7 protein-coding genes are annotated in these 11,911 nt (G+C 71.6%); 4 read left to right on the top strand and 3 right to left on the bottom strand.

All coding sequences use genetic code 11. From position 1 onward, the window contains the following. Window positions 1–55: 55 nt before the first annotated feature. Complete coding sequence (locus tag QRN19_RS02430; RefSeq protein ID WP_285025020.1) at window positions 56–2,074, bottom strand: glycoside hydrolase family 127 protein; 2,019 nt, start codon at window positions 2,072–2,074, stop codon at window positions 56–58. A 478-nt stretch (window positions 2,075–2,552) separates the two neighbouring features. Here QRN19_RS02430 and QRN19_RS02425 point away from each other — a divergent pair, with 478 nt between their 5' ends. Then, window positions 2,553–4,139, top strand: coding sequence for a DEAD/DEAH box helicase (locus tag QRN19_RS02425; protein WP_285025019.1), 1,587 nt, complete (start codon window positions 2,553–2,555; stop codon window positions 4,137–4,139). Window positions 4,140–4,250: 111 nt separating this feature from the next. Beyond that, the gene (locus QRN19_RS02420; protein WP_285025017.1) at window positions 4,251–4,745 is read left to right on the top strand and encodes a GNAT family N-acetyltransferase; all 495 of its coding nucleotides are present in this window, start codon (window positions 4,251–4,253) and stop codon (window positions 4,743–4,745) included. A gap of 74 nt (window positions 4,746–4,819) precedes the next feature. On the opposite strand, the gene QRN19_RS02415 is transcribed toward QRN19_RS02420, so the two are convergent. Next, a complete protein-coding gene (locus QRN19_RS02415) occupies window positions 4,820–5,389 on the bottom strand; it encodes an NUDIX hydrolase family protein (protein WP_064294286.1) in 570 nt (189 codons plus the stop codon). Between the two features lie 152 nt (window positions 5,390–5,541). Between QRN19_RS02415 and QRN19_RS02410 the strand changes: the two genes are divergently transcribed. Both QRN19_RS02410 and QRN19_RS02405 read left to right on the top strand, forming a co-directional pair. Beyond that, complete coding sequence (locus tag QRN19_RS02410) at window positions 5,542–10,386, top strand: ATP-dependent helicase (protein WP_285025016.1); 4,845 nt, start codon at window positions 5,542–5,544, stop codon at window positions 10,384–10,386. An 80-nt stretch (window positions 10,387–10,466) separates the two neighbouring features. After that, window positions 10,467–11,240, top strand: coding sequence for a DNA-formamidopyrimidine glycosylase family protein (locus QRN19_RS02405; protein WP_285025015.1), 774 nt, complete (start codon window positions 10,467–10,469; stop codon window positions 11,238–11,240). A gap of 6 nt (window positions 11,241–11,246) precedes the next feature. Here QRN19_RS02405 and QRN19_RS02400 read toward each other — a convergent pair whose 3' ends face one another. Further along, window positions 11,247–11,909 (bottom strand): TMEM175 family protein, encoded by a 663-nt coding sequence (locus QRN19_RS02400; RefSeq protein WP_285025013.1) that lies wholly within the window; start codon window positions 11,907–11,909, stop codon window positions 11,247–11,249. Window positions 11,910–11,911: the final 2 nt, after the last annotated feature.

The raw sequence follows: 11,911 nt of genomic DNA, 5'->3' as shown, positions 1-11,911 counted from the left end.
CGGGCGGGTCGCCCGCGGGTGGAGAGGGTGGAGCGGGGTCGGGGACGGAAGGAGGTCAGTGGGCGCGGAACCAGACGCGCATGGCGCCCGGTTCGCGGTTGCCCCAGAGGGCGTAGGGGATGAGGGTCGCGGTGGTCTGCATCACCGAGGCCGTCGTCTCGATGTCGGCGAGCGATGCCGCGGCCGGCTCGGCGTCGGGCGCACCGGTCAGGACCGGGTAGAGCACGGCCGGAGCGGGAGCGTCGACGGTCGCAGGGACGAGGAACGCGACGGCGTCGATCCCCTCCCGGTCCAGAATCCGACGGTGCTCGACGACCGCGCGATCCGCGTCGGCTGCGGAGAACCGGAGGAGGTCGAGGTCCGCCGTCGTGTCCTGCTGCTCGGCGCAGGAGACGATCGGTCCGCGGGCGAAGGCGATCGAGCCGCGGAGGGCGTCGACGGAGGGGTGCGCGCCGTGCGCCCGGACGGGCATCGGGAGGTCGAGCTCCAGGGTGTCGCCGGCACGCCACCACCGCCGGACACGGATCCACCCGTCGACGGGTTCGAGCGGCGCGGTCGATCCGCTCACGCGGATGGAACCACCGACGACCCACGCGGGGATGCGGATCGCGAGCTCGACCTCGTCGTCGGCGGCGGTGTCCACCGTCACGGTGACCGCTCCGTCCCACGGATACGCGGTGTCGACGGTGACGGACAGCCGTTCGGTCGTGATCGACGCCGCGGTGAGGTGGGCCACTTCGATACCGGCGGGGGTCGACGTCGCGAGGTGATCCTGCAGCTCCGCTGCCCAGCGCACGATGTTCGGCGGGCAGCACGGGCAGCCGAACCAGCTGCGCCTGAGGAGTTCGCCGTCCGCCTCAGCCCCCGACCGCTGGAGGTGGTCAGGACGACGCTGCAGCGGGTTGTCGTAGAAGAAGGCCGTGCCGTCCGCGGAGAGGCCTGCGGCGTACGCGTTGTAGAGGACGGTCTCGACGGTGTCGAGGACGGCCGCCGACCCGGTCGCGAGGTACAGGCGCCAGCCCCACTGCATGACGGCGATCGCGGCGCACGTCTCGCTGTAGGAGCGTTCGGACGGCAACTCGTAGCGGTCGCCGATCGCCTCGTCGGAGTGTCGACTCCCGAGGCCGCCCGTGAGGTAGAGCTTCGTCTCCACCATGTCGTCCCAGAGCCGCTGCAGCGACGCGAGCAGCTCCTGGTCGCCGCTTTCGAGGGCGACGTCGGTCGCTCCGGCGGCCAGGTACGCCATGCGGACGGCGTGTCCGGTCACGGAGTCGAGCTCGCGGAGGGGCGCCGAGTCCTGGAAGTACTCGGCGGGGAAGACCCGGAGCTCGACCGTGCCGTGGCCGCGTCGGTCGACGAACGCGGTCGCGAGCTCGAGGTAGGACCGCACGCCGGTCTCACGGAACAGCTCGACCAGGGCCATCTCGACCTCGGGGTGCCCGCACACCTGCGGGTCGCCCTCCGGTCCGAACCGTTCGACGGCGAGGTCGGCGAACGCCCGGGCGACGTTCAGCAGACGGTCGTCGCCGAGTCGACGCTTCGCGGCGATCGCCGCCTGGATGAGGTGCCCGAGGTTGTACAGCTCGTGGCCCCAGGCGAGGTCCTCCCAGGGTTCCTTCTCGATCTCCGGAGCCTGGAAGTAGGAGTTGAGGTACCCGTCCTCGCGCTGCGCGGCTTCGATGACGCCGACGGCCTCCTCGTAGAAGTCGCGGACAGCGCCGGGTGCCGCCCCGACGATCTCGTCCTCGGCGAGCAGATAGGCGAGGCCTTCCAGGGTCTTGAAGACGTCGGTGTCGAGGAACGGGTAGCGCCCGCGGAAGCGTGACGTGCCGTCGCCGGGTGCCGCGATCCGGGCGAGGTTGTCGAGGTTGCCGGCGAGGCGGAGCTGCTCGATCGAATGCGGGACGGTGGCGTCCCGGTTCCGACGCTGCCACGCTCCGAGTTCGCCGGCTCCCAGCGCGACCTGTCCGGCACCCAGCGGGATGCGGACTCCGGCGATCGGTGCGACGGCGGCGTACCGGCCTCCCGCGTGCACCACGGTGCTCGCTGCTCGGGCGTCTTCATCGAAGCTCATGGGCGACAGGCCTTTCTGTACCGTGTGACACAGTACACGGATCCGGGGTTGTGGTGGGTGACACATTACTCACTCGCTCCAGCCGACTGTCAAGCGCCGACGACCGATTCCAGGAGATGGAAACACAGCCGTAACGCGCCACTCCCAGCAGACTCCTCGCCGGATGCGCTACGCTGGAGCAACTTGCGTGTGATCGTGCCATCCGGTGCGGTACTCGCTTGCGTCGTAGAACGCTCCCTCTCTCCCCTGCGCGGCACCCAGCGGTGCATGCCAGGGTCGATGACACTTCATACGGCGAACGGATGCGCGACCTGCGCCTTCGCCACCTCCCACCAGCGACGACGCCGACGGAAGCACGCCGTACCATCCACGTGAGTCATCACGAGCATGGTCACCCCGGCAGTGCCCGCTACCGCACACGAGTGCGCCGGCAGCCGTCATCGAAGCTCGTGGCCGTGCCTGAAAGAGACACACACCCATGACCGAAGCACCCATCACGTTCGACGCCCTCGGCGTCCCGGCACCGCTCGTCGCCTCCCTCGCGAAGGACGGCAAGACGAGCGCGTTCCCCATCCAGATCGACACGCTCCCCGACACCCTCGGCGGACGCGACGTCCTCGGGCGAGGCAAGACCGGCTCCGGCAAGACCCTGGCCTTCAGCATCCCGATGGTCGCCCGTCTCGGCGGCGCCCTCGCCGGTGGCAAGCGCCGCCCGGGTCGCCCGCTCGGACTCGTCCTCGCACCGACGCGCGAGCTCGCCACCCAGATCGCCGCGGTCATGCAGCCGCTGGCCGACGCCTACTCGCTGAAGACCACGACGATCTTCGGCGGCGTCTCGCAGAAGCGTCAGGAAGAGGCGCTCCGCGCCGGCGTCGACATCGTCATCGCCTGCCCCGGCCGCCTCGAGGACCTCATGAAGCAGGGCTTCGTGAACCTCGACGCCGTGGAGATCACCGTCCTCGACGAGGCCGACCATATGGCCGACCTCGGCTTCCTGCCGGTCGTCACGCGCATCCTCGACAAGACGCCTCGCGGCGGGCAGCGTCTGCTGTTCTCCGCGACGCTCGACAACGGCGTGGACAAGCTCGTCCGCAAGTTCCTGCAGAACGAGGTGCTCCACTCCGTCGACGAGGCGAACTCGCCCGTCGCCGCGATGACCCACCACGTCTTCACGACCCCCTCGGTCGAGTCGAAGAAGGACCTCATCCAGGCCCTGGCCTCGGGTAGCGGCCGTCGTATCCTCTTCATGCGCACGAAGCACCACGCCAAGAAGCTCGCGAAGCAGCTCACCGACTCCGGCATCCCCGCGGTCGACCTGCACGGCAACCTCTCGCAGGTGGCCCGCGACCGCAACCTCGCGGCCTTCAGCGCCGGGACCGCGAAGGTCCTCGTCGCCACCGACGTCGCTGCCCGCGGTGTGCACGTCGACGACGTCGAGCTCGTCATCCACGTCGACCCGCCGACCGAGCACAAGGCGTACCTGCACCGCTCGGGCCGCACGGCTCGTGCCGGCAGCGCCGGTGACGTCGTCACCCTCGCGATCCCCGGCCAGATGGACGACCTCAAGAAGCTCCTCCGCAAGGCTGAGATCACCGTCACCCCGCAGGCGGTCACCGCGACCTCCCCCGCGGTCCTCGAGCTCATCGGCGACGTCGCCGCCTACGTGAAGCCGGCGCCGCGTGCGGCCGTGCAGCAGCAGGGTGGTGGCGGCGGTCGCTCGCAGGGTGCCAACGCGCAGCGCAAGCGCGCAGCCCGCGACGGCAACGGCCTCGGCAACGGTCACCGCGACCGCGACGGCGCCCGTGCCGGCGCGAGCCGCGACAGTGCTCCTCGCGAGGGCGGCCAGGGCGGCGGCGGTCGTCGTGGCGGTCGTCCCGCAGGCGGCAACGGTGGTCAGGGCGGACAGCGCTCCGGCACCGGTCGCTCGGGCGGCGCCCGTGCGGGTGCCGGTGCCGCCACCGGTGGCAGCCGCACGCACTACAGCACCGGCTACGCCGCGAACTCGGGCGCTCCCGCCGAGTCCTCGCGTCCCCGGACCAACCGTCGCGCGTCCAGCGGCAACTAGCAGCGAACCGCTCGAACGAAGCGCCGTCCACCGCAGGGTGGGCGGCGCTTCGCCGTTCGCGCGGACCCGCTCGATTTCGCGCGACGGGGGCGCGCGGGATACGGTTCCACCATGAACGTCAACGCAGTCGTCCGTCCCGTCCGCGACGTCGATGCCGAGTCCCTGGGTCGCGTCCACGCAACCACCTGGCACGAGACCTACGACCACCTCATCAGCGCAGCGACGCTCGCGAAGCTGTCGCCGCGCCGCATGGCCGAGCTCTGGACCCACTGGGCGGCACAGGGCCCCGAGTACACGCACTTCGCGGCCCTCGTCGACGGCGAGATCGTCGGGTTCTCCGGTTCGGGTCCCGCCCGTGACGAGGACGCACCCCGCGACCGCGAGCTGTACTTCATCTACCTGCTGGACGCGTGGCACGGCACCGGGATCGGTCAGCAGCTCTTCGACGCCGCGATCCCCGACGGCCAGCCCGCGTTCCTGTGGGTCGCCGCGGACAACCCGCGCGCGCACCGCTTCTACCAGCGCAACGGCTTCGTGCTCGATGGCGCAGCCAAGACCGAGCCGTTCCTCGGCGAGATGATCGACGAGGTCCGCTACACCCGCTGACGCGCCCCGGTCCCTGAGCTTGTCGAAGGGCCGGTCCGTGAGCCGCTCCCCCGGTCCCTGAGCCTGTCGAAGGGCTAGCGCAGGCGGCCGACGGAGGCGAGGGCCGCGCGGAGCAGCGTGCCTCGGCCACCCTCCATCTCGGCGGCGATCGCGTCGGAGGACGCCGCCTCGGGTGTCATCCAGGTGAGTTCGAGCGCGTCCTGGCGGGGTTCGCAAGTGCCGGTCACCGGGACGACGTACGCGAGCGCGACGGCGTGCTGCCGGTCGTCGGAGTACGGCGACAGGCCCGGCAGCGGGAAGTACTCGGCCACCTGGAACGGTACGGGCGACGCGGGGAGCAGCGGGAACGCCATCGGACCGAGGTCCTTCTCCAGGTGACGGAAGAGCGCGTCGCGGATCGTCTCGCCGTACATGACGCGACCGGAGACGAGCGTGCGCGTCATCTCGCCGAGCGCCGTGGCCCGGAGCAGGACGCCCACCTCGGTGACGACACCGAAGCCGTCGACGCGGACCGGCACGGCCTCGACGTACAGCAGCGGGAGCCGGCGGCGGATCTCCTCGAGTTCGACGTCCGACAGCCAGCCCGGATTGGAATTGCCGGGGAGATCGGGTTCCGGGTTGGGATCAGGGGTGCGAACGCTCATAGCTCCTTCATACCGTATGGAGCCGAGCGGCGATCCAGGTGGGCGGCGGTTCGACCGGACACCGCACCCGACGCGCGGCGGGATCATACGGGGCCATGCGACCGCGCGCGACGTCGGTCGCGGTGTCGGTGGGGTGCAGGATGATGGAACCCATGACCGAGGTGCTCGAGCGCTTCTCCCCCGCGACGCGCGACTGGTTCGAGGGGGCGTTCGTCGCGCCCACGCCGGCGCAGGCGGGCGCCTGGGACGCGATCTCCCGCGGCGCCAACGCCCTCGTCGTCGCGCCGACCGGTTCGGGCAAGACCCTGTCGGCGTTCCTCTGGTCCATCGACCGTCTGCTCTCCGAAGCCATCGCCGAGCACGCCGTCCGGCCACGCAGCGGCGTCCCGCTCACCGGACTCGAGGCCGGCGAAGCGGAGGCCGCCGCCGCCCAGCGCGAGCGCTCCCGCGGCACCCGTGTCCTCTACATCTCGCCGCTGAAGGCCCTCGGCGTCGACGTCGAGCGCAACCTCCGCACGCCGCTCGTCGGCATCGCCCAGGCTGCGCGTCGGCTCGGCACCGAGCCACCCACCATCAGTGTCGGCGTCCGCTCGGGCGACACCCCGTCCGCCGACCGCCGGGCGATGGCCAAAGAGCCACCGGACATCCTCATCACCACCCCCGAGTCGCTCTTCCTCATGCTCACGAGCGCGGCGCGGGAGACCCTCCGCACGGTCGACACCGTCATCATCGACGAGATCCACGCCGTCGCCTCGACGAAGCGCGGCGCGCACCTCGCGGTGTCGCTCGAACGGCTCGACGCCATGCTCGAGAAGCCGGTGCAGCGCATCGGGCTCTCCGCCACGGTGCGTCCCGCCGAGGAGGTCGCGCGGTTCCTCGGGGGCCGCGCACCGGTCGAGATCGTGGCCCCGCCGGCCGCGAAGACCTTCGACCTCCACGTCGTCGTCCCGGTCGACGACATGACCGACCCCGACGCCGGCATGCGGACGCCCGGCGAGGCCGACGACGACGGCAGCGGTGGTGGGTTCACCGGCTACACCCCGAACAGCGACGGCGGTGGAGAGGACCGCGTCGGCAGCATCTGGCCGCACGTCGAGGAGGCGATCGTCGACCGCGTGCTCGCGCACCGCTCCACCATCGTGTTCGCCAACTCCCGTCGGCTGGCGGAGCGGCTCACGGCCCGGCTCAACGAGATCAACGAAGCCCGGCTCAGCGACGCCACCCTGACGACCCCGGGTGCCGGGCGTCCACCCGCGCAGCTCATGGCCCAGAGCGGCCAGACCCGCGGCTCGACGAGCGTCGCGGCCGCCGCTGCCCGGCCGGCAACCGAGGAGAGCGACGACGACATCCCCCTCCTCGCACGCGCCCACCACGGATCCGTCTCCAAGGAGCAGCGCGCGGGCATCGAGGAGGACCTCAAGTCCGGCCGCCTGCGCTGCGTGGTCGCGACCTCGAGCCTCGAGCTCGGCATCGACATGGGCGAGGTCGACCTCGTCATCCAGGTGGAGTCCCCGCCGAGCGTCGCGAGCGGCCTGCAGCGGGTCGGCCGCGCCGGCCACCAGGTGGGCGAGGTGTCCCGAGGCGTCCTGTTCCCGAAGCACCGCGCCGACCTCATCAGCACCACGGTCGCGACCGAGCGGATGGAGGCCGGGCTCATCGAGGCGATCGAGGTCCCCTCGAACCCACTCGACATCCTCGCGCAGCAGACGGTCGCGGCGGTCGCGCTCGACGAACTCGGTGTGGAGGACTGGTTCGAGACGGTCAAGCGCAGTGCCCCGTTCGCCTCCCTGCCCCGCTCGGCCTTCGAGGCGACACTCGACCTCCTGGCCGGGCGCTACCCCTCCGACGCCTTCGCCGAGCTGCGGCCGCGGATCGTCTGGGATCGCGACGCCGGGGTCCTGACCGGTCGGCCGGGGGCCCAACGCCTGGCCGTCACGAGCGGCGGCACCATCCCCGACCGCGGGCTCTTCGGCGTGTTCATGGTCGGCGAGTCGGGCGCCGGCGCGCGCGTCGGCGAGCTCGACGAGGAGATGGTCTACGAGTCCCGCGTCGGCGACGTCTTCGCCCTCGGCGCCACGAGCTGGCGCATCCAGGAGATCACCCACGACCGCGTGCTCGTGACGCCGGCGTTCGGCCAGCCGGGCCGGCTGCCGTTCTGGAAGGGCGACGGCATCGGTCGCCCGGCCGAGCTCGGTCGCGCCATCGGCGCCTTCGTGCGCGAGCTCGACACCACCGGCACGGGCTCCACCCCACGTCTCGAAGCAGCCGGCCTCGACGAGCGGGCCATCAGCAACCTCGTCGCCTACGTCCGCGAGCAGCGCGAGGCGACGGGCGTCGTCCCCAACGACACGACCCTCGTCGTCGAACGCTCGCGCGACGAACTCGGCGACTGGCGGGTCATCCTCCACTCCCCCTACGGACTCCGGGTGCACGCCCCCTGGGCGCTCGCGGTCGGCGCCCGGGTACAGGAGCGCCTCGGGGTCGACGGCTCGGCGGTGGCGAGCGACGACGGCATCATCGTCCGCCTGCCCGACACCGAGAGCGAGCCGCCGGGAGCCGAACTCTTCGTCTTCGAACCGGAGGAGCTCGACGCCCTCGTGACGCAAGAGGTCGGCGGGTCGGCGCTGTTCGCCTCACGGTTCCGCGAGTGCGCCGCCCGTGCCCTGCTGCTGCCGAACTACTCGCCGCAGAAACGCTCGCCGCTCTGGCAGCAGCGCCAGCGCTCGGCGCAGCTCCTCGAGGTCGCGAAGCAGTACCCGACGTTCCCGATCATCCTCGAGACGCTCCGCGAGTGTCTGCAGGACGTCTACGACCTCCCGGCCCTCGACCACCTCGCACGTGAGCTGCAGTCGCGCGCGATCCGCATCGTCGAGACCACGACCGATCAGCCCTCGCCCTACGCCCGTTCGCTCCTGTTCGGCTACGTCGGCGCGTTCATGTACGAGGGCGACAGCCCGCTGGCCGAGCGCCGGGCCGCCGCACTCGCGGTCGACAGCACCATGCTCGGCGAGCTCCTCGGCCGCGTGGAACTCCGCGAACTCCTCGACCCCGGCGTCATCGAGCAGACCGCGCTCGAGCTGCAGCGTCTCGACCCCGAGCGTCGACTCAAGGGGGTCGAGGGCGTCGCCGACGCGCTGCGGATGCTCGGCCCACTCACCATCGACGAGATCGCAGCCCGGACGACCTTCGACGGTGTCGCCGTCTCCACCGACGGCGAGGCGAGTCGTGGCGACGACCCGGACGGCTGGTCCCCCGATCCGGCTCGCTCGGCGGCCGCCGTCGCCGAACTCGAACGCTCGAAGCGCGTCATCCGCGTCCCGATCGCCGGCGAGGAGCGCTTCGCCGCGATCGAGGACGCCGGCCGACTCCGCGACGCCCTCGGCACCCCGCTGCCCATCGGTGTACCGGTCGCGTTCACCGAGCCGGTCGCCGATCCGCTGGGCGACCTCCTCGCCCGCCACGCGCGCACGCACGGGCCGTTCACGACCGGGCAGACGGCCAGGCGCTTCGGTCTCGGGACCGCGGTGGTCCAGCACACGCTCGCCCGGCTGGCCGACGCCGGCCGCGTCGTCAAGGGCGAGTTCCTCCCCGCCGGCCGGCAGCAGGTGGGCGAGGGCGACGATGCCGACCGCAGCCCCACCGACGCGACGGAGTGGTGCGACGCCGGCGTGCTGCGCAAGCTCCGCATCCGTTCGCTCGCCGCTCTGCGACACGAGGTCGAGCCCGTCGAGCAGCAGGCGTTCGCCCGGTTCCTGCCGGTGTGGCAGCACCTCGGCGGGACGCTCCGCGGCGTCGACGGCGTCGCGACGGTCATCGACCAGCTCGCCGGCGCGCCCATCCCGGCGTCGGCCTGGGAGTCGCTGATCCTGCCCTCGCGCGTCGCCGACTACAGCCCCGCAATGCTCGACGAGCTCACCGCGACGGGCGAGGTCGTGTGGTCGGGCAGCGGTTCGATCCCCGGCAACGACGGCTGGGTCGCGCTCCACCTCGCCGACACGGCACCCCTCACGCTGCCCCTCGCTCCGACGCCGCACACCCCCGACGCCCTGCAGACCGAGTTGCTCGCGACACTCGGCGGGGGCGGCGCGTACTTCTTCCGGCAGCTCGCGGAGTCGGTCGGCTCGACGGACGACAAGCTCCTCGTCGACGCCCTGTGGGAGCTCGTGTGGGCCGGGCTCGTCACGAACGACACCTTCTCGCCGCTCCGCACCCTGGTGGGTTCCGGCTCGGGGAACTCGGCGCACCGGGTGCAACGGCAGACCCCACGCTCGAAGCTGTACCGCGGACGCAACCTGCAGCGCCCCTCGATGTCGACGCGGGCGAGCCAGACCCTCGGTGGCCGGTGGTCGATCCTGCCCCTGGCCGAGCAGGACGCGACCATCCGTGCCGTCGCCACGGGCGAGACCCTGCTCGAGCGCTACGGCGTCGTGACGCGCGGCTCCGTCGTCGCGGAGGGCGTGACGGGCGGCTTCGCCCTCGCCTACCGCGTGCTGAAGCAGTTCGAGGAGAACGGCCGCTGCCGTCGCGGGTACTTCGTGGAGCGCCTCGGCGGGGCGCAGTTCGCCTCCTCCGGCACCGTAGACCGCCTGCGCGGGTTCATCCGGACCGACGACGAACCACCGCTCGACGCTGTCACCCTCGCCGCGACCGACCCGGCGAACCCCTACGGCGCGGCCCTCGGGTGGCCAGGTCAAGAGGTGACCGGGGTGAAGCACCGGCCAGGACGGAAGGCGGGTGCGCTCGTCGTCCTCGTCGATGGAGCACCGGTCTACTACCTGGAACGCGGTGGCAAGACGGCGCTCGTGTTCTCGGAGGACGACGATCAGCTCCGTGCCGGGGCGCGTTCCCTCGCGGCCACGGTGCGGGCCGGCCGCATCGAGAAGCTCGGTATCGAGCAGGTCAACGGCGCCTTCGTTCTCGGCACCCCGACGGGTCACGCCCTGCGCGACGCCGGATTCGTCGAGACGCCCCGTGGATTGCGGCTGCGGCGTGGGTGAACGGACACACGGCCGTTCCGCCACGGGTTGCGCCCGACACCCTGCCGGTGGCACCGTAGCCGGAACGGACGGAGCGGTTCATGCCAGAGGGTGACACGGTCTTCCAAGCCGCGCACCGGTTGCGGCAGGCGCTCGCCGGCGAGGTCGTCACCGGGTTCGACCTGCGGGTGCCCGCCTTCGCGACCGTCGACCTCCGGGGCGACGTCGTCCACGACGTCATCCCGCGTGGTAAACACCTCCTGCATCACATCGGCGACCACACGCTCCACACGCACCTCAAGATGGAGGGGCTGTGGCACGTCTACCAGCCGGGCGAGCACTGGCGGCGGCCGGCGTGGAAGGCGCGCGCGATCGTGTCGACACAACACTGGGTGACGGTCGGGTTCGAACTCGGCCTCGTCGAGGTGTTCCCCTCCAGCGAGGACAAGGAGCGCTTCGGCTGGCTCGGTCCCGACCTCCTCGGTCCGGACTGGGACGAGGAGCGCGCCATCCACAACCTCGAGGCCGACGGCCGCGAGATCCACGTTGCGCTGCTCGACCAGCGCAACCTCGCAGGGCTCGGCAACGAGTACGTCAACGAGCTGTGCTTCATCCGTGGCGTCCTCCCGACGAGGCCCACCGCCGAGGTCGACCTGCCGGGTGCCGTGCGACTCGGCTACCGGCTCATCAACGCGAATCGCGACCGCCGCAACCGCGTCACGACGGGCGACACGAGGCCCGGCCGGAAGACCTGGGTGTACTCACGAGACGGTCAACGCTGCCTCCGCTGCGGCACGCGGATCCAGCGGGGCAAGCTCGGCGCCGACCCGACCGCCCTCCGCGACACCTACTGGTGTCCCCACTGCCAGACCTGACCCGGCTCAGGAACCGGGGACGTCCCGGTGCCGCCGGTTGCCGATCCACCCGATCGGGAGCGACAGCAGCAGGAGGTACAGCGCCTGGGCACCGAGCCCCGGCACCGTCGCGGCCAGGATCCCGGCGAGCAGCATCAGGCCGATCGGGAACCACACGAGCACCCAGGGTTGGTGCGGCGCGGCCGCCGCTTCGTCGCTGAGCAACCCGTCCCGCTCGACGACCACCTGCTGGAGTCGCACCGCGACCATCGACACGAGCATCGTCGCGATGTAGAGCGTCGGTGCGCCGCGGTCGTCACCAGTCCCGTCGAAGAGGAGCACCGTCGGCAGCGGCAAGAACACGATCCCGGCGAGCCAGAGGAAGTTCAAGGTCACGAGCCGCGTCGAGTACTTGGCGGTGCGCTCGAACAGGCGGTGGTGGTCGCGCCAGAAGTTGGCGATGACGACGAAGCTCAGAGCCGCTGCGGCGAGACCGGTCCAGTTGTCGCCGAGGAACACGGCCACCGGGCCGCCGTCGTCCTCCTGCGCGAGGTCGACGAGCGGGAGGATGATCAGCGTGATCGCGATGGCGACGACGGCGTCGCTGAAGTTGACGACGCGATCGAGCCCGCGCTCCGTCGTCGGACCGGGTCGACGGCGGCCCGTCGGACGCCCCTCCTCGCCGGCCATCG

The organism is Plantibacter sp. ME-Dv--P-122b, from assembly GCF_030209375.1.
Classification (GTDB): Bacteria; Actinomycetota; Actinomycetes; order Actinomycetales; family Microbacteriaceae; genus Plantibacter.
Note: the sequence above shows the minus strand (reverse complement) of the source record. Positions and strands in the feature narration are given on the sequence as shown.

What these genes read in the sequence shown, in the direction of transcription:
- QRN19_RS02430 (WP_285025020.1), bottom strand. Translation starts at nt 2,074, where the DNA reads ATGAGCTTCGATGAAGACGCCCGAGCAGCGAGCACCGTGGTGCACGCG.
- QRN19_RS02400 (WP_285025013.1), bottom strand. Translation starts at nt 11,909, where the DNA reads ATGGCCGGCGAGGAGGGGCGTCCGACGGGCCGCCGTCGACCCGGTCCG.
- QRN19_RS02415 (WP_064294286.1), bottom strand. Translation starts at nt 5,389, where the DNA reads ATGAGCGTTCGCACCCCTGATCCCAACCCGGAACCCGATCTCCCCGGC.
- QRN19_RS02420 (WP_285025017.1), top strand. Translation starts at nt 4,251, where the DNA reads ATGAACGTCAACGCAGTCGTCCGTCCCGTCCGCGACGTCGATGCCGAG.
- QRN19_RS02405 (WP_285025015.1), top strand. Translation starts at nt 10,467, where the DNA reads ATGCCAGAGGGTGACACGGTCTTCCAAGCCGCGCACCGGTTGCGGCAG.
- QRN19_RS02410 (WP_285025016.1), top strand. Translation starts at nt 5,542, where the DNA reads ATGACCGAGGTGCTCGAGCGCTTCTCCCCCGCGACGCGCGACTGGTTC.
- QRN19_RS02425 (WP_285025019.1), top strand. Translation starts at nt 2,553, where the DNA reads ATGACCGAAGCACCCATCACGTTCGACGCCCTCGGCGTCCCGGCACCG.